The 23,901-nt window shown below is 72.6% G+C and carries 23 protein-coding genes; 16 read left to right on the top strand and 7 right to left on the bottom strand.

The features are described from left to right. Window positions 1-38 precede the first annotated feature (38 nt). Entirely contained in the window at window positions 39-1,262 is a 1,224-nt protein-coding gene (locus tag QM641_RS05945) for a pyridoxal phosphate-dependent aminotransferase (RefSeq protein WP_415114440.1), read from the top strand. A gap of 314 nt (window positions 1,263-1,576) precedes the next feature. Next, entirely contained in the window at window positions 1,577-2,173 is a 597-nt protein-coding gene (locus tag QM641_RS05950; RefSeq protein WP_415114442.1) for a hypothetical protein, read from the top strand. Window positions 2,174-2,202: 29 nt separating this feature from the next. On the opposite strand, the gene QM641_RS05955 is transcribed toward QM641_RS05950, so the two are convergent. Continuing rightward, entirely contained in the window at window positions 2,203-2,484 is a 282-nt protein-coding gene (locus QM641_RS05955; protein WP_415114444.1) for a helix-turn-helix domain-containing protein, read from the bottom strand. A 99-nt stretch (window positions 2,485-2,583) separates the two neighbouring features. Here QM641_RS05955 and QM641_RS05960 point away from each other — a divergent pair, with 99 nt between their 5' ends. From QM641_RS05960 to QM641_RS05970, 3 genes are read left to right on the top strand one after another with little or no spacing between them, the layout of a single operon-like run. Continuing rightward, window positions 2,584-3,231 (top strand): SAF domain-containing protein, encoded by a 648-nt coding sequence (locus QM641_RS05960; RefSeq protein WP_415114446.1) that lies wholly within the window; start codon window positions 2,584-2,586, stop codon window positions 3,229-3,231. Between the two features lie 8 nt (window positions 3,232-3,239). Further along, window positions 3,240-4,457, top strand: coding sequence for an AAA family ATPase (locus QM641_RS05965; RefSeq protein ID WP_415114448.1), 1,218 nt, complete (start codon window positions 3,240-3,242; stop codon window positions 4,455-4,457). A 28-nt stretch (window positions 4,458-4,485) separates the two neighbouring features. Continuing rightward, on the top strand, window positions 4,486-5,976 hold the full coding sequence (locus QM641_RS05970; RefSeq protein ID WP_415114450.1) for a sensor histidine kinase: 1,491 nt from the start codon (window positions 4,486-4,488) through the stop codon (window positions 5,974-5,976). Between the two features lie 11 nt (window positions 5,977-5,987). On the opposite strand, the gene QM641_RS05975 is transcribed toward QM641_RS05970, so the two are convergent. Further along, window positions 5,988-6,236 (bottom strand): WhiB family transcriptional regulator, encoded by a 249-nt coding sequence (locus tag QM641_RS05975; RefSeq protein ID WP_018171995.1) that lies wholly within the window; start codon window positions 6,234-6,236, stop codon window positions 5,988-5,990. Between the two features lie 226 nt (window positions 6,237-6,462). On the opposite strand from QM641_RS05975, the gene QM641_RS05980 reads away from it, so the two are divergent. Continuing rightward, window positions 6,463-6,849 (top strand): histidine kinase, encoded by a 387-nt coding sequence (locus tag QM641_RS05980; protein ID WP_415114453.1) that lies wholly within the window; start codon window positions 6,463-6,465, stop codon window positions 6,847-6,849. A 12-nt stretch (window positions 6,850-6,861) separates the two neighbouring features. On the opposite strand, the gene bcp is transcribed toward QM641_RS05980, so the two are convergent. The 3 genes from bcp to aroA are packed head-to-tail and all read right to left on the bottom strand — an operon-like array spanning window position 6,862 to window position 9,733. Then, window positions 6,862-7,329 (bottom strand): thioredoxin-dependent thiol peroxidase, encoded by a 468-nt coding sequence (gene bcp, locus QM641_RS05985; RefSeq protein WP_415114455.1) that lies wholly within the window; start codon window positions 7,327-7,329, stop codon window positions 6,862-6,864. Between the two features lie 9 nt (window positions 7,330-7,338). Continuing rightward, the gene (rsgA, locus tag QM641_RS05990; protein ID WP_415114457.1) at window positions 7,339-8,379 is read right to left on the bottom strand and encodes a ribosome small subunit-dependent GTPase A; all 1,041 of its coding nucleotides are present in this window, start codon (window positions 8,377-8,379) and stop codon (window positions 7,339-7,341) included. Window positions 8,380-8,395: 16 nt separating this feature from the next. Continuing rightward, window positions 8,396-9,733 (bottom strand): 3-phosphoshikimate 1-carboxyvinyltransferase, encoded by a 1,338-nt coding sequence (gene aroA / locus QM641_RS05995; RefSeq protein WP_415114459.1) that lies wholly within the window; start codon window positions 9,731-9,733, stop codon window positions 8,396-8,398. Window positions 9,734-9,779: 46 nt separating this feature from the next. On the opposite strand from aroA, the gene QM641_RS06000 reads away from it, so the two are divergent. From QM641_RS06000 to QM641_RS06020, 5 genes are read left to right on the top strand one after another with little or no spacing between them, the layout of a single operon-like run. Further along, a complete protein-coding gene (locus tag QM641_RS06000; protein WP_415114461.1) occupies window positions 9,780-10,436 on the top strand; it encodes a sigma-70 family RNA polymerase sigma factor in 657 nt (218 codons plus the stop codon). Next, on the top strand, window positions 10,433-10,681 hold the full coding sequence (locus tag QM641_RS06005; protein ID WP_415114463.1) for a zf-HC2 domain-containing protein: 249 nt from the start codon (window positions 10,433-10,435) through the stop codon (window positions 10,679-10,681). Before QM641_RS06000 ends, QM641_RS06005 begins: the two co-directional genes overlap by 4 nt. Window positions 10,682-10,709: 28 nt before the next feature. Beyond that, window positions 10,710-12,014: an APC family permease gene (locus QM641_RS06010; RefSeq protein WP_415114465.1), complete on the top strand. Its 1,305-nt coding sequence runs from the start codon at window positions 10,710-10,712 to the stop codon at window positions 12,012-12,014. 9 nt (window positions 12,015-12,023) lie between these two features. Beyond that, on the top strand, window positions 12,024-12,287 hold the full coding sequence (locus QM641_RS06015) for a type II toxin-antitoxin system Phd/YefM family antitoxin (protein WP_415114467.1): 264 nt from the start codon (window positions 12,024-12,026) through the stop codon (window positions 12,285-12,287). Beyond that, complete coding sequence (locus QM641_RS06020) at window positions 12,284-12,709, top strand: type II toxin-antitoxin system VapC family toxin (RefSeq protein WP_415114469.1); 426 nt, start codon at window positions 12,284-12,286, stop codon at window positions 12,707-12,709. The genes QM641_RS06015 and QM641_RS06020 overlap by 4 nt, the downstream gene beginning before the upstream one ends. Window positions 12,710-12,722: 13 nt before the next feature. On the opposite strand, the gene QM641_RS06025 is transcribed toward QM641_RS06020, so the two are convergent. Then, window positions 12,723-16,421, bottom strand: a complete 3,699-nt coding sequence (locus tag QM641_RS06025) for a multifunctional oxoglutarate decarboxylase/oxoglutarate dehydrogenase thiamine pyrophosphate-binding subunit/dihydrolipoyllysine-residue succinyltransferase subunit (protein ID WP_415114471.1) — start codon at window positions 16,419-16,421, stop codon at window positions 12,723-12,725. A gap of 165 nt (window positions 16,422-16,586) precedes the next feature. Here QM641_RS06025 and QM641_RS06030 point away from each other — a divergent pair, with 165 nt between their 5' ends. The 3 genes from QM641_RS06030 to QM641_RS06040 all read left to right on the top strand — a co-directional run bounded on the left by QM641_RS06030 (window position 16,587) and on the right by QM641_RS06040 (window position 20,928). After that, on the top strand, window positions 16,587-18,050 hold the full coding sequence (locus QM641_RS06030) for a GuaB1 family IMP dehydrogenase-related protein (protein ID WP_415114473.1): 1,464 nt from the start codon (window positions 16,587-16,589) through the stop codon (window positions 18,048-18,050). 491 nt (window positions 18,051-18,541) lie between these two features. Continuing rightward, window positions 18,542-19,864: a hemolysin family protein gene (locus QM641_RS06035; RefSeq protein ID WP_415114475.1), complete on the top strand. Its 1,323-nt coding sequence runs from the start codon at window positions 18,542-18,544 to the stop codon at window positions 19,862-19,864. Next, window positions 19,861-20,928 (top strand): hemolysin family protein, encoded by a 1,068-nt coding sequence (locus QM641_RS06040; RefSeq protein WP_415114477.1) that lies wholly within the window; start codon window positions 19,861-19,863, stop codon window positions 20,926-20,928. Before QM641_RS06035 ends, QM641_RS06040 begins: the two co-directional genes overlap by 4 nt. Window positions 20,929-21,025: 97 nt before the next feature. Here the strand turns inward: QM641_RS06040 and QM641_RS06045 are convergent, their stop codons facing one another. Then, window positions 21,026-21,220 (bottom strand): hypothetical protein, encoded by a 195-nt coding sequence (locus tag QM641_RS06045; protein ID WP_415114480.1) that lies wholly within the window; start codon window positions 21,218-21,220, stop codon window positions 21,026-21,028. Between the two features lie 295 nt (window positions 21,221-21,515). On the opposite strand from QM641_RS06045, the gene QM641_RS06050 reads away from it, so the two are divergent. Both QM641_RS06050 and QM641_RS06055 read left to right on the top strand, forming a co-directional pair. Continuing rightward, window positions 21,516-22,445 (top strand): ADP-dependent NAD(P)H-hydrate dehydratase, encoded by a 930-nt coding sequence (locus tag QM641_RS06050; RefSeq protein ID WP_415114482.1) that lies wholly within the window; start codon window positions 21,516-21,518, stop codon window positions 22,443-22,445. A gap of 56 nt (window positions 22,446-22,501) precedes the next feature. Beyond that, window positions 22,502-23,722 carry a glycosyltransferase 87 family protein gene (locus QM641_RS06055; RefSeq protein ID WP_415114484.1) on the top strand — a complete coding sequence of 407 codons (1,221 nt, stop codon included), beginning with the start codon at window positions 22,502-22,504 and terminating at the stop codon, window positions 23,720-23,722. Window positions 23,723-23,901 lie beyond the last annotated feature (179 nt).

Genomic DNA, 23,901 nt, shown 5'->3' on the forward strand with positions numbered 1-23,901 from the left:
GTCGATTGGCTCGCAGGCGGCCGAGATATCCTGATCGGATGAGCCTTCGTCCCCTCGACCAGTCGAGCAAGCTGAAGAACGTCCTCTACGAGATCCGTGGCAAGGCCCTCGTCGCGGCCGACCAGCTCGAGGCGGAGGGACACACGATCCTCAAGCTCAACACCGGCAACCCCGCCGTCTTCGGCTTCGAGGCACCCTTCCAGATCGTGCGCGACATGATCGACGCGATCCCGCACGCGCACGGGTACAGCGACAGCCGCGGCATCGCACCGGCGCGCCGGGCGATCGTGTCGCGCTACGAGGAGGTGCCCGGTTTCCCGACGGTCGACCCCGACGAGGTGTTCCTCGGCAACGGGGTGTCCGAGCTGATCACGATGACCCTGCAGGCCCTGCTCGACGAGGGCGACGAGGTGTTGATCCCCGCTCCCGACTATCCGCTGTGGACCGCGATGACGAGCCTCGGCGGGGGAAAGCCCGTGCACTACGTCGCCGACGAGCACGACGGCTGGCAGCCCGATCTCGACGACATCCGCGCGAAGGTCACCGACCGCACCAAGGCGATCGTCGTCATCAACCCGAACAACCCGACCGGCGTGGTCTACTCGCGCGAGGTGCTGGAGGGCATCGCCCAGATCGCGCGGGAGCACTCGCTGCTGATCCTCAGCGACGAGATCTACGACCGCATCCTCTTCGACGACGCGGTCCACATCCCGATGGCCACCGTCGCGCCCGACCTGCTCGTGCTGACTTTCAACGGGTTGTCCAAGACCTACCGGGTCGCCGGCTTCCGCTCCGGCTGGCTCGTGGTGACAGGTCCCCAGGGTCACGCCAAGGGCTTCCTGGAGGGCATCACGCTGCTGGCCTCCACGCGCCTGTGCCCGAACGTGCCGGCGCAGTTCGCCGTGCAGGCGGCGCTGTCGGGCGTGCAGTCGATCGACGCGCTCATCGCGCCGACGGGGCGGCTGCACGAGCAGCGGGATGCCGCGTGGGAGGCGCTGGAGGCCATCCCGGGCGTCTCGTGCGTCAAGCCCCAGGGCGCCCTGTACGCGTTCCCGCGCCTCGACCCGGAGGTGTACGAGATCCACGACGACGCGAAGCTCGTGTACGACTTCCTCGTCGCCGAGCACGTGCTGCTGGTGCAGGGCACCGGGTTCAACTGGCCGACGCCCGATCACCTGCGCATCGTGACGCTCCCCGAGGCGCGCGTGCTCACCGAGGCGATCGAGCGGCTGGGGAACTTCCTCTCCACGTACCGGCAGTAGCGCGCCCGCCCACATCCCGCCCCCTCGCGAGTCACTGCCTCCCGCGCCCACCTCCCGCGCCCACCTCCCGCCCCCTCGCGACCCGGCCGCCCCCTCGCGAGTCACTGCCTCCCGTGCCCACTCACTGCCCTCCCGGCGAGTCACTGTGCTCCAGGGCAGTGACTCGCCGGTAAGGCAGTGACTCGCCCAGACGGAGATGCGGGAAGGGCAGGCGCGGCAGGGGCAGGCGCGGGAGGGGAAGGCGGGAGGGGTCAGCGTGCCGGGCCTGTGGACAACTCCTGCGCGCGACCGGCGGACTCGCATAGCCTCTCGCCGTGCGCTGGGAACGCTTCTTCGACGACCTGGAGGGTCAGCTCGATGCCGAATGGGAGGCCGAGCGCGCCGCGCTCGACACCGAGGCCGAGCGGCTGCGCCTGTCCCGCCTGACGCTGCGCGAACGCCTCGCCGGCCTCGTGCGCGCGTGCGAGGCCGTCAGCGTCGAGCTGTCCGACGGCACCGTGCTCACCGGGGCGCCGGTCGGCGTCGGCGCGGACTGGATGGCGCTGGAGGCGGCCCTGCGCCGGGGCGGAGCGGTGCTCGTGCCGCTCGGCGGCGTCGTCGCGATCGGGATGCCGCACGCCGACCTCCTCCGCAGTGCCCGGCCGGCGGCATCCGGAGCCGGCCTGTCCGAACGCATGACCCTGGGATTCGTGCTGCGCGATCTCGTGCGCAAGCGCATCCCGGTCACGGTGGGGTGCACGGGCGGTCGCACGTTCGCCGGCACGATGGACCGCGCCGGCGCGGATCACCTCGACCTCGCCCTGCACGAGCTCGGCGCGCCGCGTCGCCGCGAGGCCGTGACCGGCCATCGGGTGGTGCCGTTCGCGGCGATCGGGTGGGTGCGTCTGGAGGCGCCGGTCGCTCTGCCGTGAGGCCGCGGACCGGGCGGATGCCGCCGGGATCAGTCCGGGTGGCGCACCTGCCCGCGGCCCCACAGCTCGGGGAAGCTCGCGGTGCTCGACTCGCGCCACAGCGCCATGATGCGCGCCTCCTCGACCTGGTCGTCGAGGTACTCCTCGATGCTGGCGGCCTCCACGCGCCATCGCGCGGGGGAGCCGACCTTCGCGCCGCGAAGGCGCCCCTCGAGGATCAGGGCGATGACCTCATCGACGTCGATCTGAAGCAGCTCGGCTGCTTGTGCGGGGGCGAGCATGCGCAACTCGGGTGCGGGGCGATCGGGCATGTGCCCATTATCCTTCCGTCGGGGGCACGCGCACAGACCCATCGCCGAGCCTGTGGATAACCTCCGTCGCGACGTGGCGCGCTGCGCCACGATGGGGCCATGGCCGCTCTCGACGTCATCGCCCGTCCCCGCCCGCGTCCGTTCTGGTCGGACCTGCGGTTCCTTCTCGGCATCGTGCTGATCGTGGCATCCGTCGCCGGTGTCTGGCTCGTCGTCTCGACGGCGCGGCAGACCGCCCCGGTGCTCGTCGCGACCCGCACCATCGTGCCGGGCCAGCAGGTCTCCGCCGGCGACCTCGAGGTCGCCGAGGTCGCCCTCGGCGGCGTGGGCGAGGCATACGCCGTGCCCGGCACCCTCGCCGACGACGCGGTCGCGACCCGCACCATCGCCGCCGGCGAGCTCGTGCCCGCCGACGCCGTGGGCGATGCGCGCGAGGCCGCCACGACGACCGTCGTGATGCGCAGCGCCACCGATGTCCCGGCCTCGGTGCGCCCCGGCACCGTCGTGGAGGTGTGGGCGGCCCCGCCCACCGAGCGCGGCGAGTACGACACCCCGCGGGTCCTGGTCGCCGACGCGACCGTCGTGCAGGTGTCGCGCGACGACTCCATGCTCGGCGGCGGCGAGGTCGCGCTCGAGCTCGTGATCGCCCGGGCCGACGTCGCCGCGGCGCTGGCCGCCTCCTCCGACGGCTCCGCCCTGTCGGTCGTGCCGGTCGCCGGCACCGCGTCGACCGGGGCGCACCGATGAGGGTCGTGGTGGCCGTCGCAGGCGCCCCCGCGCGGCGCCTGGTCGCGGCGCTGCGCGAAGAGGACGCCGACGTGCGCGCGGTGGTCGCCGCGGGCGCTCCGGCCGCCGCGGTGGCAGACGCGATGTCGGGACCGGAGGCCGCTGAGCTGCTGGCCGAGCTGTCCCGCGCCGACCTGCTCGTCCTCGACGCGGACCGTGCGACCCTCACGGCGGACCTCGTCGGCGCGTGCGACAGGTTCGGGGTGCGCATCGCGCCGCTGTGCGCGCGCGAGGCCGACCGGCGCCTGGCCGCCCTGTTCGGGCTGACGCCGGCCGAGCCGGATGCCGCGCGGCTCCTGCGGCCGGAGGTCATGCCGACGCCGGTGTCGGAGTCTCCCCGCGGCCGCGTGATCGTCGTGTGGGGCGCTGACGGGGCGCCGGGACGCACGACGGTCGCCGTCGAACTGGCGTGCGAGCTCGCACGAGACGGCCGACGCGTGGCCCTCGTCGACGCCGACAGCCGCGCCCCGTCGATCGCGATCGCGACCGGGCTCGCCGACGAGGGCCCCGGGTTCGCCGCCGCGTGCCGTCAGGCCGAGCGCGGGGGCCTCAGCCCCGCCGAGCTGACCCGCATCGCGGTGCCGCTGGGCGAGCTGGAGGTGCTCACCGGCATCAACCGCCCGGGGCGCTGGCCCGAGCTCGGCCACGCGCGCGTCGCGGCCGCGCTGGAGGCGTGCCGGCCGTGGGTCGACGACGTCGTGGTCGACGTCGCCGCGGCCCTGGAGCGCGACGAGGAGATCGTCAGCGACCTGGACGGACCGCGCCGCAACGCCGCCACCCTCGCGGCGCTCGCCGTGGCCGATCTCGTCGTGGCGGTCGTGGCCGCCGACCCGGTGGGGGTCTCCCGGTTCGTGCGCGCCTACCCGGAGCTGCGGGCGGCCGCCGGCGCGGCATCCGTCCACGTCGTCGTGAACAAGACCCGTCGTGGAGCGCTCGGCATCGACGCGCACGGGCAGGTGCGCCGCACGCTGGAACGGTTCGCGGGGATCGACGACGTGTCGTTCCTCCCCTGGGACGGCAAGGCGACCGACGCGGCGATGCTCACGGCCCGCCCCGTCGCGCACACCTCGCCCCGCTCGGCTCTGACGGCCGCCGTGCGCCGATTCGTGGGGGAGATCGTCGAGCCGCCGTCGCCGACCGGGCGCCGCGAGCGACGCCGCGCGGCGCATATCCCTCGCACGGCATGAGTCCCTGAGCGGCCCCTAAGCTGGAGGCGTGTCGACGCTCAGTGATCTCGTAGGTGCGCAAGGACGCTCGAGCGAATCGGACATCGAATGGCTGCACCGGCTGGCCGGCGACGGCCAGCTGCTGGCCGACCTGGCCTCCGCCGACATCGTGATCTGGGTGCCGACCGCGGACGAGTCGTTCATCGCCGTCGCCCACGCCCGGCCCAGCGGTGCGGCGACCCTGTTCTACCGCGACATCGTCGGCGACCTCATCCGTCCGCAGTGGCGCGCGCAGGTGCGGGATGCCTTCGTCAACGGCCGGATCGTCGACTCCTCCTCGCCGGACTGGTTCGAGGAGACCCCGACCCGCGTGCGGGCGGTGCCGATCCTGCGTGAGCGGGGCGGCAGCGGCCGGCCGCCCGAGATCGTCGGCGTGCTCACGCGGCACACGAACCTGGGCGAGGCGCGCACGCCCTCGCGCCAGCAGATCACCTTCAACGACTGCGCGGACGAGCTGTTCGGGATGGTGGCATCCGGCGACTTCCCCGACCCGTCCGCGCCGACGTCGCCGCGTCGCGGTGCACCCCGCGCCTCGGACGGGCTCATCCGCCTCGACTTCGAGGGGGTGGTGACCTTCGCGAGCCCCAACGCGCTGTCGGCGTTCAATCGCATGGGCTTCGAGGACGAGCTGGAGGGCGAGTCGCTCATCGAGGTGACCACGCGGATCCTGCCCGCCAAGCAGCAGTTCGACGAGACGCTGCCGCTCGTGGTCGCCGGTCGCGCGCCGTGGCGCACCGACATCGAGGCCCGCGGGGTGACCGTGTCGCTGCGCACGATCCCGCTGCGCGACCACGGCACGCGCGTGGGCGCGATCATGCTCTGCCGCGACGTGAGCGAACTGCGCCACCGGGAGCAGGAGCTCATCACGAAGGATGCCACGATCCGCGAGATCCACCATCGAGTGAAGAACAACCTGCAGACCGTCGCCTCCCTCCTGCGCATCCAGGCACGGCGCACCCACTCCGACGAGGCGCGCGACGCGCTCACGCACGCCATGCGTCGCGTCTCGGCGATCGCCGTCGTCCACGACACGCTGTCGGAGGGGCTCGCCCAGAACGTCGACTTCGACGAGGTGTTCGACCGGGTGCTGCGCCTGGTCGCCGAGGTCGCCGCCGCACCGAACACCCGTGCGCGCACGCACACCGTCGGCCGGTTCGGGACCCTCCCGAGCGAGTACGCGACGCCGCTGGCGCTGGCTCTGACCGAGCTCGTGACCAACGCCGTCGAGCACGGCCTGGCCGGCACCGAGGGCGACGTCGAGATCATCGCCGAACGCACCGAGGACCGCCTCGAGGTGCGCGTGCGCGACTCCGGTGTGGGGCTGCCGGAGGGTCAGGTGGGCCGGGGGCTCGGCACCCAGATCGTGCGCACGCTCATCCAGGGCGAACTCAGCGGCGCCATCGACTGGCACACGATCGTCGGCAGCGGCACCGAGGTCACGATCGAGATCCCGCTGCGCTACCTGGAGCGTGTGGGCTGAACCGGGCCGGGTTACGAGGCTCGGCGTGCTCTGGCAGCGCGGCGCTTCAGGGCCCGGCGCTCGTCCTCGGACAGTCCGCCCCACACGCCGGAGTCCTGCCCGGTCTCCAGCGCGTACTGCAGGCAGATCTCCGTGACGGTGCAGCGCGCGCACACCGACTTGGCCTTCTCGATCTGGTCGACTGCGGGCCCCGTGTTGCCGACCGGGAAGAACAGTTCCGGGTCGACGGTGAGGCATGCCGCTTTGTCGCGCCAATCCATGGGTCGTGCTCCTTGATGATGAGGTGATCGGGCCGCGACGGCGTCTGCGTGCCCTGTGGGTGTGCGAGCGAGTACTCGCCCCACTTCGCTGTGGGAGCACAATGCTTCGTCAATCGTCCCATAGCCTGGTTGAGCGAACAAGAGGTTCGAGGCGGCCCGATGCTGAGCATTCCCTTTGAGGAATGCGGCCGTAACGGCCCGGATTCGACGATCGAGAGGTTCTCACATGCAGATCTCGGGGGCGGAACGCCTCGCTGCCGCCGTCCTGGTGATCGAGGCGGCGGGCGTGATGGTGCTCGTCGCCTGGCAGTTCCTCGCGCTCGGCTCGGGCGACAGCGACTCGATCGCCAGCTCGATCGCGCTCATCGTGCTGACGCTCGTGGGCGCCGCGATGACCGCCGCGTTCGCGTGGGCCTGCGCGCGCGGCGTCTCGTGGGGGCGGTCGGGCGGCATCGTCACGCAGCTGCTCATCCTCGCCGTGGCGCTGGGCGCGGTGACGGGGCGGTTCGCCCATCCGCTCACGGCGCTGGCGGTGGCACTTCCCGCGCTCGTGGGCCTCGTGCTCCTGATCGCCGCGGTGCGCGCCGCCGCCCGGCGCGTCTCCGGGCGGTGAGGGCCGTCGCGGTCAGCCCAATCCGAGGAGCTGGCGCACGCGGGCGACGTGACCGGTGGCCTTGACGTTGTACAGGGCGTGTTCGATGAGACCCTCCGGCGAGATCACGAAGGTCGACCGCAGCACGCCCTCGATGGTCTTGCCGTAGTTCACCTTCTCGCCCCACGCGCCGTACGCGTCGTGCACGCGGTGGTCCGGGTCGCTCAGCAGGGTGAAGGTCAGGAAGTCCCGCTCGCGGAACTCGCGGAGCTTGTCCGGGGTGTCGCGCGAGACGCCCAGCACGGTGACGCCGGCGGCCTGCAGCGACGACAGGCTGTCGCGGAAGTCGCAGGCCTCGGTCGTGCACCCCGGCGTCATCGCGGCCGGGTAGAAGTAGAGCACGACGCGCTGTCCGCGCAGGCTCTCCAGGGATACGGATGCCCCGTCCTGGTCCGCCAGGGTGAATTCGGGTGCGGGTGAGCCGGGTGCGAGCTGTGTCATACGACCAGCCTAGGCCGCGAGGGTGGCGAGGAGGCGCTGCAGGGAGTCCAGGCGCGCGGCTCCGCGGGCGCCCAGGCGCCCCTCCGCCACGGCCTCGACGATCGCGCAGTCCGGCGCGTCGGGCAGGTGCGTGCAGCCGCGCGGGCAGTCCTGCGCGATCGCGGCCAGGTCGGTGAACGCGCCGAGGATGTTCGCCGGATCCACGTGCCCGAGCCCGAACGAGCGCACCCCCGGGGTGTCGACCACCCAGCCGCGCCCGGCCGGTCCCTCGTAGCGCAGCGCCACCGTGGAGCTCGAGGTGTGGCGCCCGCGCCCGGTGACCTCGTTGACGTGCCCGGTGGCCCGCGCGGCCGTGGGCACGAGCGCGTTCACGAGCGTGGACTTGCCCACGCCGGAGTGCCCCACGAAGACCGTGACGTGCCCGGCGAGGCGCTCGCCGATCGCCTCGACCGGCATCGCGTCTCGTGCGCTCGTGAGCACGCCGAGGTCCTCGAGCCCCTCGAAGTGCGCCAGGAACGGGGACGGGTCGGCGAGGTCGGTCTTGGTCACCACGAGCAGGGGACGGATGCCGGCATCCCACGCCGCCACGAGATACCGGTCGACCAGCCGGGGCCGTGGCTCGGGATCGGCCGCGGCGACCACGACGACGAGCTGGTCGGCGTTGGCGACCACGACCCGCTCGACCTGGTCGGTGTCGTCGGCGCTGCGGCGCAGGAGCGAGGTGCGCTCGGCGATGCCGACGATGCGGGCGAGGGTCCCCTCGGCCCCGGAGGTGTCGCCGACCACGCGCACGCGGTCGCCCGTGACGATCGGTCGGCGGCGGAGCTCCCGCGCGCGGGTCGCGAGCACGGTGCGCTCGCGCGGGCCGTCCTCGTCCACGAGCACGGGGTACCGGCCGCGATCGACGCCCAGCACGCGCGCGAGCTCGGCGTCGGCGTGGGCGGGGCGGCGCTTGGTGCGCGGACGGTTGGCCTTGGGGTTGGGGCGCACCCGCACGTCGGCCTCGTCGAAGTCGGGCTCGTCGTCGTCCGACTCGTCCAGCCAGCTCATCGAGCGCCCTCGTCGATCACGCCGCGGCGCCCCCGTGCAGCATCCCGCCCCATAGCTCGGGGAACTCCGGCATGGTCTTGGCGGTCGCGCCGATGTCGTCGATCACGACGCCGGGCACGCGCAGCCCGACCACGGCGCCGGCCGTGGCGATGCGGTGGTCGTGATGGGCCCGCCACACGCCGCCGGTGAGCGGGCGGGGGACGATGCGGATGCCGTCGGCCAGCTCGTGCGCCTCGCCGCCGAGCGCGCGGAGGTTCGCGATCAGGGCCGCGATGCGATCGGTCTCGTGGCCGCGGATGTGGCCGATGCCGTGCAGTGTCGTCGGGGCATCCGCGAACGCGGCGATCGCGAACAGCGTCGGAGTGAGCTCGCTCGCCGCGGTCAGGTCGAGGTCGACGCCGGCGATGGCGCCGGTGCCGACGGCGGTGAGCGCGCCGCCGCGGCGCGAGACCCGCGCCCCGAGCACCGCGAGCATGTCGGACAGGAGCGCACCCGGCTGCGTGGAGTGCGCCGGCCAGCCCGGGATCGTCACCGTGCCGCCGGTCACGAGCGCGGCGGCCAGGAAGGGCGCAGCGCCGGACAGGTCGGGCTCGATCGTGGTGTCCTTGCCGCGCAGGGACCCTGCCGGGACCAGCCACTCGTGCGGGTTCGGTCGCTCCACGTGCACGCCGCGGTGGGCGAGGGCGGCCACCGTCATGTCGATGTGCGGCATGCTCGGCAGGCGCTCGCCGGTGTGGATGAGGTGCAGCCCCACGTCGAAGCGGGGCGCGGCCAGCAGGAGCCCGGAGACGAACTGGCTCGACGCGCTCGCGTCGATCGCCACCTCGCCGCCGCGGATGTGTCCGTGCCCGCGCACCGTGAACGGCAGCGCCCAGTGGCCGGCGTCGTCGATGTCGACGCCGAGCCGGCGGAGCGCCTTGATCATGGCGCCCATCGGCCGGTGCAGCGCGTTCTCGGCGGCGGTGACGAACACCTCGCCGGTGGCCAGACCGGTCAGCGGCGCGACGAAGCGCATGACGGTGCCGGCCTGACCGCAGTCGATCGTCGTGTCGCCGGTCAGGTGCGCCGCCGGGGTCACGTGCAGGTCGGGGCCGGATTCGCGGTCGGACTCGACCGGCTCGATGCCCACGCCGAGGGCGCTGAGCGCCTCGATCATGCGGTTCGAGTCGTCGGAGTGCAGCGGCGCGACGAGTCGGCTCGGCGCGTCGGCCAGGGCGGCGAGCACCAGCTCCCGATTGGTGAGCGACTTGGAGCCGGGGACGCTGATCACCGCGTGCACGGGATGGTCCGCGAGCGGTGCCGCCCAGCCGTCCTCCGTGTCGTCGTGGTCAGGGGAATACGCGAGGTCGCTCATCGGGTTCTACCCTAACGAACTGGACCGACACACCTGGAGGAGCGGCATGATCGCGACCCTGGACGCTCCGCCGCGGGCCGTGTCGCCGGTCCCCGTAGACTGGCTCGCGATGGAAGATCAGGCGGCCACGACCGATCCCCGCACGCAGTTCGAGCAGCAGGCGCTTCCCTTCATGGATCCGCTGTATGCCGCGGCGATGCGGATGACCCGCAACCCGGCGGACGCCGCCGACCTCGTCCAGGAGACGTTCGTGAAGGCCTTCGCGTCGTGGTCGTCGTTCACGCAGGGCACGAACCTGAAGGCGTGGCTCTACCGCATCCTCACCAACACGTACATCAACACGTACCGCAAGAGGCAGCGCGAGCCCTACCAGGGCGCGATCGACGACCTGGAGGACTGGCAGCTGGGCGGGGCGGAGTCGGCGACGGCGACCAGTTCGCGCTCCGCAGAGGCGGAGGCGATCGACCGGATGCCGGCATCCGTCGTCAAGGACGCCCTCCAGCAGATCCCCGAGGACTTCCGCCTGGCCGTCTACCTCGCCGACGTCGAGGGGTTCGCCTACCAGGAGATCGCGGACATCATGAAGACCCCCATCGGCACGGTGATGAGCCGCCTGCATCGTGGCAGGCGCATGCTGCGCGAGCTCCTCGCCGACTACGCGAGAGAGCGCGGCATGGACGTCGCCCCGAGGAGCCAGAGATGAGCGATTGCGGCTGTGAGAAGGCGCGCCGGGAACTCGAGGAGTACCTGCGCGACGAGGTGTGCAAGACGGCGCAGGACGACATCCGCGAGCACCTGGACAGCTGCCCGGCGTGCCGCGATGAGGCGCTGGTCGCCCGCACCCTGACCGAGGTGCTGGCCCGCTCGTGCCGCGAGGCCGCGCCGGAGGAGCTGCGCGACCAGGTGCTCGCCCGCCTGCGCGCCGCGCACACCTTCGCCGCCGACTGACGTCGCCGGGTCGCGACAGAATCGAGGGGTGCCCACGACCGCCCGCTCCGACCCGACCCCGACGCACGCGACGGGGCTCGGCGTGCCGCAGGGCGTCGCGCTGTACATCGCGTCGGTCCTCGGCACGGGGCTGCTCGTGCTGCCGGGCCTCACGGCGGCGGTCGCGGGCCCGGCGTCGATCCTCGCGGTCGCGGTCGTCATCGTGCTGGCGGTGCCGCTCGCGGGGGCGTTCGCGGCGCTCGCGGCCCGGCATCCCGACCCCGGCGGCGTTGCGAGCTACGCCCGTCGCACGCTCGGGGCCACGGTCGCGCGGGCGACCGGCTACTGGTTCTACTTCGGGGTCGCAGCGGGGTTCCCGGTGCTCGCGATCCTCGGCGCCGAGTACCTCACCGCGATCGCGGGGCTCGACCGCATCGCGGTGCCGATCCTCGCGTACGCGATCCTGCTGCCGCCGTTCGCCGTCAACCTGCTCGGGGTGCGCGTCGCCGGCTGGGTGCAGTTCGTGCTGACCGGCCTGCTCATCGCGATCGTCGTCTTCGTCGTCGCTGCCGCCGTCCCGTCGGTCGAGGCATCCCGTTTCCAGCCCTTCCTGCCACACGGCTGGCAGGGGGTCGGCACGGCCGTGATCCTCTTCGTGTGGGCGATCGCCGGGTGGGAGGTCGGCACGCACATCTCGGGGGAGTTCCGCGATCCGCGGCGCGCGATCCCGATCGCGACGGCGATCGCGCTCGTCGTGACGGGTGCCGCCTACCTCCTGCTGCAGATCGTGACCGTCGGCGTGCTGGGGGAGGATGCCGGCGAGGGCGCCGTCCCCCTGTTGACGCTCGCGGATGCCGTCGCACCCGGTGTCGGGCCCGTCGCCGTGGCCGCGGTCGCCGGGATCGTCGTCGTGGGTGTGGCGAACGCGTACTTGGCGGCCTTCGGGAAGCTGGGCGCCTCGCTCGCGGTCGCCGGCGACCTGCCGCGCTGGATGGCGTCCGGCGCCGAGCGCGGCGGCATCCCGCGTGCCGCGCTCCTGGTCACCTTCGCGATCGGGGTCGGCTACACGACGGTGGCGCTCGCGACCGGCGGCGATCTGCAGGCGTTCATCCTGATCCACACGAGCAACATGGTGTCGATCTACGCGGTCGGCATGGTCGCGGCGCTCCTCCTGCTACCGCGCTTCGGTCCGGGCTGGTGGATGGCGGCGGTCGCCGCCGTGCTGTCGGCGGGGCTCCTGGTACTCGCGGGGCCGAGCATGCTGTTGGCGGGGTTGCTCGCCCTCGCCGCGGTCGTCGTGACGGTCGTGCGTCGGCGTGCAACCCGCGCTGACAGCCGACCGAGAAGTGGCTAGAATTCTGTCATGAATGTGGCCACAATCGGTGTGCGCGAGCTGCGCGACGGCCTCAGCCGGCATCTGGCCGACGTGCGTCGCGGACAGGAGATCACCGTCACCGACCACGGCAGGCCGATCGCCCGGATCGTGCCGATCGGTGAGGAGTCGGGATTGGAGCGGCTGCTGCGCGAAGGCGTGGCGCGGCTGCCCGCGTCGCCACGACGACCGTTGCCCGCACGCATCGTGGCCGACCTGCCCGTCAGCGACCTCATCGTCGAGCAGCGGCGGTGATCGTCTTCCTCGACACCTCGGCCATCGTTCCGCTCCTGGTCGAGGAATCGACCAGCGCGCGCTGCGAACGGCTGTGGCGGGATGCCGATGGCATCGCGGCGAGTGCTCTCGCATACGTCGAAGTGCACACCGCACTCGCGCAGGCCGCGCGGCAGGGCCGGCTGTCCGCAGCCGCGCTCGAGCAGGTGTGCGAGTCGTTCGAGGAGCTCTGGGATCAGATCGTGGCGATCACGCCGTCCGACGGGATCATCCGCAGTGCCGCGCGCCTGGGCGCGAGGCACGCGCTGCGCGGGTACGACGCCGTGCAGTGCGCGACCGCGCTGGCCGCGGCATCCGACGACTTCGTCGCGGTCAGCGGGGATCGCGACCTGCTGCGCGCGTGGACCGACCTGGGCCTCGTGACCGTCGACACCGCTGGCTGAACGCCGACCGCCGCTAGAACGTCAGTGCCTCGCGCTGCAGCGTGGCCTGCTCGATCGCGTGCACCTTGCCCGATCCGGTCGCCGTCGAGGCCGCTGCCGTGCGCGAGACGCGGCGGATCGTCCGCCCGTGCAGGTGCTTGACGACCTCCAGCGCGATGAAGGGCCAGGCCCCCTGGTTCTCCGGCTCGTCCTGCACCCACACCAGCTCGGCGCGGGGGTAGGTGTCCAGTACCGCGTTGAGCTCCTCGATCGGCGCCGGGTAGTACTGCTCCAGGCGCACCAGGGCGATGCGCGGGTCGGGGCTCTTCTCCAGCTCCGCCCGCAGATCCCAGTGGAGCTTGCCCGCGTGCAGCAGTACGCGCTCCACCCGGCTCTTGTCGAGCCCGCGGTCGTCGTCGATGACCGGCTCGAACCGACCGGACGTGAACGCCTCGACCGGGCTCGTCGCCCCACGCAGACGCAGCATCGCCTTCGGCGTGAACACCACGAGCGGCCGCCGCGGCCGCTGGTAGGCCTGACGGCGCAGCAGGTGGAAGTACGATGCGGGCGTCGACGGACGCGCGACGGTCATGTTGTCCTGCGCGCACAACTGCAGGTAGCGCTCGATGCGGGCCGACGAGTGGTCGGGGCCCTGGCCCTCGTAGCCGTGCGGGAGGAGCAGGACCAGACCGGACTGCTGGCCCCACTTCTGGTTGGCCGACGAGATGAACTCGTCGAGCACCGTCTGGGCTCCGTTGGCGAAGTCGCCGAACTGGGCCTCCCACAGCGTCAGCGTGTCGGCGCGCTCGACCGAGTAGCCGTACTCGAACGCCATCGCGGCGTACTCGCTCAGCAGCGAGTCGTAGGCGTAGAAGCGGCCCTGGGTCTGCGACAGGTTCGCCAGCGGCAGCCATTCCTGGCCGTTCTCGCGGTCGTGCATGATCGCGTGCCGCTGCACGAAGGTGCCGCGGCGGGAGTCCTGTCCGGCGAGCCGGACGTTCGTGCCCTCCATCAGCAGCGATCCGAACGCGAGCAGCTCGCCGAACGCCCAGTCGATGCCGCCGGAGCGGCTCATCTCGGCCCGCTTGTCGAGCAGCGCCTTGAGCTTCGGGTGCACGGTGAACCCCTCGGGGGCGTTGACGAAGGCATCGCCCACCTGCCGCACGACATCCGGCGAGACGCCCGTTGTCTCCGGCTCGCCCACGACCTGCTCGACCGAGGTCGTCGGCGACACCACCGCCGACGCGCCGGTCTCGGCGGCGTGCGTCTCGGCGAAGGCGACCTCGAGCCGGTCCTGGAAGTCGCGTTTGGCCTGCTCGTACTCTTCCTGCGTGATGTCGCCGCGGCCGACGAGCGCCTCGGTGTAGAGGCGCCGCACCGAGCGCTTGGCCTCGATGAGGTTCGTCATCAGCGGCTGCGTCATCGACGGGTCGTCGCCCTCGTTGTGTCCGCGACGGCGGTAGCAGACCAGGTCGATCACGACGTCGCGATGGAAGCGCTCGCGGTAGCGGAACGCCAGCTCGGCCACGTGCACGACCGCCTCGGGATCGTCGCCGTTGACGTGGAAGACCGGGGCCTGGATGGACTTGGCGACATCGGTCGCGTACACCGAGGTGCGACTGTCCTGGGGGAGGGTCGTGAAGCCGACCTGGTTGTTGACGACCACGTGGATCGTGCCGCCGGTGCGGTAGGCGCGCAGCTGCGACATCTGCAACGTCTCCACCACCACGCCCTGGCCGGCGAACGCGGCGTCGCCGTGCACGAGGATCGGCAGCCAGGAGAACGTGCCGATGGGCTTGCGGTCCTGTTTGGCCCGCACGATGCCCTCGAGCACGCCGTCGACGGTCTCCAGGTGCGAAGGGTTCGCTGCGAGCACCACCGGCAGCTCCTGGCCGCTGTGCGCGACGAAGGTGCCCTCGGTGCCGAGGTGGTACTTGACGTCGCCCGAGCCGCTCTTCGAGCCGACCGCGACCGACCCCTCGAACTCCCGGAAGACCTGTCCGTACGTCTTGCCGGTGACGTTGGTCAGCACGTTCAGCCGACCGCGATGGGCCATGCCGATCGCGGCGCCGTCCAGGCCCGCGTCGGCCGCGCCCTGCAGGATCTGGTCGAGGAGGGGGATGAGGGACTCGCCGCCCTCCAGGCTGAAGCGCTTCTGCCCCACGTACTTGGTCTGCAGGAACGTCTCGAACGCCTCGGCCTCGTTGAGCTTGCTGAGGATCCGCAGCTGCTCGTCGTGGCCGGGCTTCTGGTATTTGACCTCGACGTTCTCCTGGAACCACGCGCGCTGGTCGGGGTCCTGGATGAACATGTACTCGATGCCGATCGTGCGACAGTACGAGTCGCGCAGCACCCCGAGGATCTCGCGCAGCTTCAGCAGGCGCTTGCCGCCGAACCCGCCGGTGACGAACGCGCGGTCGAGGTCCCAGAAGGTCAGGCCGTGCGACTCGATCTCCAGGTCTGGGTGGGTGCGCTGCACGTACTCCAGCGGATCGATGTCGGCCATGAGGTGGCCGCGCACCCGGAAGGAGTTGATGAGCTCCTGCACGCGCGCGGTCTTGTCGATGAGCTCGGCGAGGTCGACGTTGATGTCGCGGCGCCAGTGGATCGGCGCGTACGGGATGCGCAGCGCCGCGAAGATGTCCTCGTAGAAGCGCCGCTCCCCGATCAGGAACTCGTGGACGACCTTGAGGAACTCGCCGGATCCCGCGCCCTGGATGACGCGGTGGTCGTACGTGCTCGTAAGGGTCACCGTCTTGCCGATGCCGAGCTCGATGAGCGTCTTGTCGCTGGAGCCCTGGAACTGCGCGGGGTACTCCAGCGCGCCCACGCCCACGATGCACCCCTGCCCCGGCATGAGGCGGGGCACCGAGTGGACCGTGCCGATGCCGCCCGGGTTGGTCAGCGAGACCGTGGTGCCCTGGAAGTCGGCGGCGGTGAGCTTGTTGGCCCGGGCACGGGAGACGAGGTCCTCGTAGGCGGCGAGGAACTCGTTGAACGTGAGCGCCTCGGCGCGCTTGATGCTCGGCACCAGGAGCGAGCGCGAGCCGTCCGGCTTGGGCAGGTCGATCGCGATGCCCAGGTTGATGTGCGCGGGTGCCACGACCGCGGGCTTGCCGTCCTGCTGGGTGTAGTGCACGTTCTGGCTCGGGAACGCCTTGAGCGCCTGGATGATGGCCCATCCGATGAGGTGCGTGAAGCTGACCTTGCCGCCGCGCGTGCGGGCCATGTGGTTGTTGATGACGATGCGGTTGTCGATCATCAGCTTGGCCGGGATCGTCCGGACGCTCGTGGCGGTCGGGACCGTCAGCGACTCGTCCATGTTGGCCGCGAGCGTCTTGGGCATGCCGCGCAGGGCCGTCACGACGTCCTCGCCGGCGGCCGCGACCGCGCGCGGTGCGACCGCCGGGGCCTGCGCGGGGATGGGCTGGGGGGCGGCGGGGCGCGCTGTGGTGCGCGCGACCGGCTGGGCGCCCACCACCGGGATGGGCGCGGTGACCGGCGCGGCATCCTTCGGCAGCGGCGGTGCGGCGGTCGCCGCCGCGGCGCCGGGGGGGCCGTCTCCGGATGCCGGAGCGGACTCGGTCCGGTATGCCTCCAGGATCGGCCACCAGGCCTGGTCGACCGCGTTCTTGTCCTTCGAGTACTGCTCGTACAGCTCGGCGACGAGCCATTCGTTGGCGCCGAATTCGCCGTCACTGGAGGTTCCGAGGCCGGCCACCTGACTGGACACGGTGTTCGCCTGCTTTCGTCGGTGAAGTTCCGTTCGTGCACAGCCGGGTCGACGGGCGCACACGGCCCCAGCCTAGCGCAGAAGAACGGCGTGAATCCGGGGATCGGGCGATGCCGAGGCGGGAATGCGGCGTCGGCGACCGCGGCGAATGGGTAGCGTGGAGGCATGCAGTTCTCCGGTGCGCACCCCACCGTCGACCTCACCTACTCGGACGTCTTCCTCGTCCCGCGACGGTCGTCGGTCACCAGCAGGCTCGACGTCGACCTCGCCCCCCGCGACGGCAGTGCCGCGACGATCCCGCTCGTCGCGGCGAACATGAACTCGGTCACCGGCCCGCGGCTGGCGGCCACCCTGGCCCGGCGCGGCGGACTCGGGGTGCTGCCGCAGGACCTGGCGCTGCAGGAGGTGGATGCCGCCATCCGCTGGGTGAAGGACCAGCCGGTGCCGTGGGACACCCCGCTCGTGCTGCCGCCGGAGGCCACCGTGGCGGATGCTGCGAGGCTGCTGCCGCCCACCGTCGGCTACGGCATCGTGGTGGCCCCGTCCGCGCCGCCCCCCTCCGGCATCCACGTCGACGACATCCTCGGCGTCGTGCCCGCCACGCGGCTGGGGACGGCCCTGCCCGATGCGCGCCTGGGCGATCTCGCCCGCGGACGCCCGGCGTCGATCGACGCCGACGACGTCACCGACGCGCGCCAGGCGTTCGAGCTCATCGTGGCCGCCGAGGCGGAGACGGTGTGCGTGCTGCGCCACGGTCGGCTCGTGGGGACCCTGTCCGAGCGCAGCGCCCTGCGCGCGACCCTGTACCGGCCCGCGGTCGACGCCGACGGACGGCTCATCGTCGCCGCAGCCGTCGGCATCAACGGCGACGTGGCCGCCAAGGCGAAGGCCCTCGCCGGCGCCGGGGTCGACGTGCTCGTGATCGACACCGCGCACGGTCACCAGGAGGGGATGCTGCGGGCGCTGCGGACGGTGTCGCAGCTGGAGCTCGGCATCCCCCTCGTGGCGGGCAACATCGTCACCGCCGAGGGCGTGCGCGACCTCGTCGGGGCCGGCGCGACGATCCTGAAGGTGGGGGTGGGTCCGGGCGCCATGTGCACGACGCGCATGATGACCGCCGTCGGGCGGCCGCAGTTCTCCGCCGTGCTGGAGACCGCCCAGGCGGCGGCTTCGCTGGGCGCTCACGTGTGGGCCGACGGCGGCGTGCGCTACCCCCGCGACGTCGCTCTGGCGCTCGCGGCGGGCGCGGCATCCGTCATGATCGGCTCGTGGTTCGCCGGCACGATCGAGGCGCCGGGGCTCCTGCAGGCCGACGAGTCCGGACGCGCCTTCAAGGAGTCGTGGGGGATGGCCTCGACCAAGGCCGTGCAGGGCCGGTTCGGCCGGCTCGACCGCTACGAGCGGGCGCGCAAGGAGCTGTTCGCCGAGGGCATCTCCTCATCGAGGATCTACCTCGACCCGCTGCGGCCGGGCGTCGAGGACCTCATCGACATGATCACCTCGGGGGTGCGCTCGTCGTTCACCTATGCGGGCGCGGCGACCGTGCCGGAGTTCCACGAGCGCGCCATGGTGGGTCTGCAGTCCGCCGCCGGCTACGAGGAGGGCAAGGCCCTGCCGGTCAGCTGGTAGCCCCAGCATCCGCCCTCCCCTCCCTTCGCACTGTTGGCGGCACCTTCCTGTAATGGCCTATACGAATATGTGGCGCCATCGGAGGGAGCTGTAGCCGAAGCCGTCGACGGGATGCCGCGAGCCGAAGCCGCCGACGGGATGCCGCGAGCCGAAGCCCTCGACGGGGCTCAGTACCCAGGCCGGGGCCGCGACGACGGAAGCCCGCCGCGCGTGAGGATGTCGTACAGCTGCGCGGTCCGCTCCAGCGGCCCGATGCGCCAGCGCGCGACGGCCCGCACCAGACGGCGCAACTCGGTGGGCGGGCGAATGCGCGATACGTGGACAATCGAGGGGGATTCGTCACTTGCAGGAAAGTGGCACCAACAGGGCGAGAGGGAGGGAGGGGGATGCCGGGGGAGGTGGCTGCCGTAGACTGGGGGCACCATGGACGACCCTCCCAGTAGACGTTCGCCCGCCCCTGCGTTCTCCCTCCGTACGGGAGGCTGCGCGTGATGGACCTCGTCATGCTGGGCGTGGGGCTGCTGCTGACGATCGGGACCGGTCTGTTCGTGGCGAGCGAGTTCGCTCTGGTGAACCTCGACCGCGCCGACCTGGAGGCGCGGCAGGCGGCCGGGGAGACGCGCCTGGCGCTGACGATCGAGGCGCTCAAGATCACCTCGACCCACCTGTCCAGCGCGCAGCTGGGCATCACGCTCACGACCCTGCTGACCGGCTACACGATGGAGCCGGCGCTCTCGAACCTGCTCGGCCCGGTGTTCAGTGCCTGGGGGATGGGCGAGGCCGTGTCGCGGCCGCTGGCGACGGTGCTCGGCATCGGCATCGCGACGGTGTTCTCGATGATCCTCGGCGAGCTCGTCCCGAAGAACTTCGCCCTGGCCGTCCCGCGGACCACGGCGCGACTCGTCATGGGCTTCCAGGTCGCCTTCACGACGGTCTTCCGCCCCGCCGTCGCGGTGCTCAACGGCAGCGCCAACGGCGTGCTGCGCGCGATGGGCATCGAGCCCAAGGAGGAGCTCTCCGGCGCGCGCACTGCCGAGGAGCTGTCGAGCCTCGTGCGCCGCTCCGCGCAGGCCGGCGTGCTCGAGCAGGACACCGCGTCGCTGCTGGACCGCACGCTCACCTTCGCCCGGCTGACCGCCGACGACGTCATGACGCCCCGCCCGAGCGTGCACGCGGTCGCGGCCGGCGACAGCGTGGAGCGGGTCGTCCAGCTCGCCCGGCGCACCGGGCACAGCCGCTTCCCGGTGTACGACGAGTCGATGGACGACATCATCGGCATCGCCCACGTGAAGCAGGCCGTCAGCGTGCCCCGGGAGCGCCGCGCCGACGTGCCCGCCGCCGCGATCGCCGAGGAGCCGCTGCGCGTGCCCGAGGCGGTGCACCTGGACGCGCTCATGTCCGAGCTGCGCGCCCGGGGCTACCAGATGGCGATCGTCGTCGACGAGTACGGCGGCACGGCGGGCGTGGTGACCCTGGAGGACCTCGTCGAGGAGATCGTCGGCGAGGTCCTCGACGAGCACGATCGCGGCGGGGCGGGCATCGTGCGCGCCGGCGGCGCCGTCATCCTCCCCGGCGACCTGCGTCCCGACGAGGTGCTCGACCGCACCGGCATCCGCGTGCCCGAGGGCGAGGTCTACGACACCGTGGGCGGGTTCCTCATGGCGCAGCTGGAGCGCATCCCCGTGGTCGGTGACGCCGTCGAGATCGAAGACGGCACCCTCGACGTGCAGCGGATGGACGGCCGGCGGGTCGCCCGGGTGCGCTTCGTGCCGCGCCCGGTCCCCGAGACCGCGCCGGACGGGGAGGCGTCGTGAACGACATCGCCGGGATCGCGTGGCTGGTCGTGCTGCTCGTGCTCAATGCCTTCTTCGTCGGTGCGGAGTTCGCCGTCATCTCCGCGCGCCGCTCGCAGATCGAGCCGCTCGCCGAGAAGGGCTCGCGCGCGGCGCGCACCGCGCTGCACGCGATGGAGCACGCCACGCTCATGCTGGCCACCAGCCAGCTGGGCATCACGATCTGCTCGCTGCTGATCCTGAACGTATCCGAGCCGGCGATCCATCACCTCCTCGGCGTCCCGCTGGAGCTGACCGGGTGGGATGCCGCGCTGGTGGACGTCGTGGCCTTCGTCGTGGCGCTCGTGCTCGTGTCGTACCTGCACGTGGTGTTCGGCGAGATGGTGCCGAAGAACCTCGCCTTCTCGGTCCCCGATCGCGCGGTGCTGCTGCTGGCCACGCCGCTGGTGTGGTTCTCGTGGCTGTTCCGCCCGCTCATCGTCGCGCTGAACTGGACGGCGAACCACGTCGTGCGACTGTCCGGCGTGCAGCCGAAGGCGGAGGCGGCATCCACCTTCACGCTCGACGAGGTCGCGACGATCGTGAACCAGTCCCGCATCGAGGGCGTGCTCGACGACGCGTCGGGCACCGTCGCGGCGGCGGTCGAGTTCACCGACAAGCAGGCCGCCGACATCGCCGTGCCGCTGTCGGCGCTGGTCACCGTGCCCGAGTCCGTGACCCCCGACCAGGTGGAGCGGGCCGTCGCCAAGCACGGGTTCTCGCGCTACGTGATCGTCGACGACGACGGCGAGCCGCAGGGATACGTGCACCTCAAGGACATCCTGCGCGGCGCGGAGGACCCCGCCGGCAGGACGGTGACCGACGCTGCGGCGCTGCCGGTGCCGCGCAAGCGCATCCGCCAGCTCGTGCCGGTGTCGGAGAGCACCGATCTGGAGGACGCCCTCACGCTCATGCGGCGCGCCGGCTGCCACCTCGCGCGCGTGCGCGACGCGGCGGGGGAGACCACCGGGGTGCTGTTCCTGGAGGACATCATCGAGGAGCTCGTCGGCGAGGTGCACGACGCGACCCGGCGCCGCCGGTTCTGACGGTCGGCCGGTGGTTGCCCGTGCTCTCGTGCTCGTAACTCAGGCAGAATCGCCATCGCGGCCCGGTTCGACCGCGTCCGGCGCGATTCTGCCTGAGTTATGAACGGTGGCGGGCCCGCACGTACTGCGGCGGCCAGGGCGCGGCATCCGTCTCGCCCAGCTCGTCGGCCGAGCGCAGGCCCAGATGCGGGTCGCGCAGCCACTCGCGGGCGGCGAGGATGGCGTCGGCGTGTCCGGCGGAGAGGATGCCCTCGGCCTGCAGCCCGTCGGTGATCTCGCCCACTGCGGCCACCGGCAGGCCGGTGGTGCGGCGGATCTCGCTCGCGAGGTGGGTGCGGCGGGGCCTCGGTCGGCCGCTTGGGTGGGCGCATATGGTCGCGGGTTGCCGGATGCGCGACGAGATGGGCCCAGTGAGGGTGGGTGCTGTGGGGTCCCGCGGGCTTCGGTGGGCGCATATGGCCGCGGGATGAGGGATCGGCGACCAGACGGGCCAACCGAAGCCGGGTGAGGAGGCAGGGCGACGGGAGGTCGCCGCAGGGCCGGCGGGAGCGCGCACCCGCCGCTGATGCGGTGGCTAGGCTGGCCGCATGACGGCGCCGGCGGCGGAGTGGACTGCGCGCGACGCGGCGGCGTGCCTCCGCCGCCCGCGGCCCGAGGACGACAAGTACCGCCGCGGGGTGCTCGGCATCCGCACCGGGTCCGAGGCCTACCCGGGTGCCGCGGTCCTCGGCGTCGAAGCCGCCCATCGCACGGGCATCGGCATGGTGCGCTACCTCGGGCCCGCGACGGCCACGGGGCTGGTGCTGCAGCGGCGTCCCGAGACGGTCACGGCCGACGGCCGCGTGCAGGCGTGGGTGATCGGCTCGGGAACGGATGCTGCGGCACGCACCCCCGCCGAGACGGCGGCCCTCCGCGGCATCCTGTCCGGCGATGTCCCCGTCGTCGTCGACGCCGGCGCACTGGACCTCGCCGTGGGAGCGACCGCCCCCATGGTGGTGACCCCGCACGCCGGCGAGCACGCGCGGCTGCGGGCCCGCCTCGGCCTGCCCGACGTCACCGAGCCGTCGGAGGCTGCGCGCACCGAGGCCGCGTGGGAGACGGCCCGGGCGCTCGGTGCGACCGTGCTGCTCAAGGGTGCCGTCACGATCGTCGCGACCCCGAGCGGCTGGACCCGCCTCGTCGTCGCCGGTACGCCGTGGCTCGCGACGGCGGGCACCGGCGACGTGCTGGCCGGCGCGATCGGCGCCCTGGTCGCCGCCGCTTGCGGCCCGATGGGCGCCCCCGGCACCCGGCACGCGCCGACCGGAGCCGCCGGTCCGCTCGCGGGCGACCGGGTCGGCAGCGTCGATGCCGAGGAGCTCGGCCGACTCGCCGCCACCGGAGCCCTGCTGCACGGCCGTGCCGGTCGCCTCGCCGCCGACACGCTCGGGCCCGTGGGCGGTCCGATCACGGCGCTCGACGTTGCAGCGGCGCTGCCGCGCGCGGTGGGCGAGCTGCTCGGCGGTCTCGCAGGCTGAGGCCCGGCGGCATCCGCCCGCATTGGCGCGCCCCGCGGGCACGTACACTCGACAGGGTGTCGAGACGCGTGCCGCTGTGGGTCGCGTTCGTCCTCGTCCACGCCGCCGTCGCCTGGCTCGGGTTCGCCCTCGCCGGGGAACCGATGGGCGACGTCTACCGGGTCTACGAGCCGTGGTCGGCGCAGGCGCTGCAGGGCGGGCCGATCGTGGGCGTCACGGTCGACTGGGTGTACCCGCCGCTCGCGCTGGTGCCGATGGTGCTCACGCAGGGCCTCGGCTGGCTGGTGGGCAGCTACACCGCAGGCTGGGCGGTGCTGGTGGCGATGGCGGATGCCGCGGCCTTCGCACTCCTCGTCGGCGACGGCCGCTCGCGCGGACGCGTCACGGCCTCGTGGTTCTGGCTCGCCTCGATCCTCGCGCTCGGCCCGGCCGGGCTCTACCGCCTCGACGGGCTGACCGTGCCGCTCGTGATCGCAGGATCCCTGTGGCTCGTGCGCCGGCCGTGGCTCGCCTCGATCGTGTTGGCCGCCGCGACGTGGATCAAGGTGTGGCCGGCCGCGGTGCTCGCGGCCGCACTGGTGGCCGTGCGCCGTCGTGGCGCGCTCGTGGGCGGGGCTCTCGCGGTGTCGGCGGCGGTGCTCGCCGTCGTGGCGGTGCTGGGCGGCTCCTCGCACGCCTTCGGCTTCGTGTCCGGACAGGCCACGCGCGGGCTGCAGCTGGAGGCCCCGGTGAGCATGCTCTACCTGTGGGGCACGGTGGCCGGCGTCCCGGGGTCGTGGGTGTACTACTCCCGCGAGCTGCTGACCTTCCAGGTGACCGGGGCGAACGTCGACGTGGTCATCGCGGCGATGACGCCGGTGCTCGTGGTCGTGGTCGCGGCGATCTGGGCGCTCGGGGCGGTGCAGGTCGCCCGCGGGGTCCGCTTCGCGGCGCTCTTCCCGACCCTGTCTCTGGCGCTGGTGGCGGCCTTCATCGTGCTCAACAAGGTGGGCTCGCCGCAGTACATGTGCTGGCTGGTGCCCTCCGTGGTCGTCGGGCTCGTCGTGCAGCGGCGACGCTGGGGCAGCCCGGCGCTTCTCGCGGTCGCGATCGCCGCGCTCACGCAGCTGGTGTATCCCATCCGCTACGCGGGCGTCGTGGCGGCCGAGGCCGGCGACGTCGCCCTGCTCACCCTGCGCAACGCGCTGCTGGTCGTGCTGCTGGGGTGGATGGTCGTCCGCCTCGTGCGGCTGCCCGCCCGCCAGCCCGTGCGCCCTTCCCGCGTCCCGCTCCTCTGAGCCTGCCGGAGCTGCCCCGCGGCGGCCGGTCTCGTTGCTCGTGCGTCCCGCTTACAGGGTCAAACCGCTCATCGGCGTGCGCAGGGCTCGCCAGAGGCGCTTTGGCCCTGTAAGCGGGACAGATTCGGCGCGCGCCCGGCGCGCGCCGGGCGCGCGGGGCGGGCCCCCCCCCCCGCCGG

Origin of the sequence: Microbacterium sp. (assembly GCF_047605725.1) — a bacterium.
Taxonomy (GTDB): Bacteria; Actinomycetota; Actinomycetes; order Actinomycetales; family Microbacteriaceae; genus Microbacterium.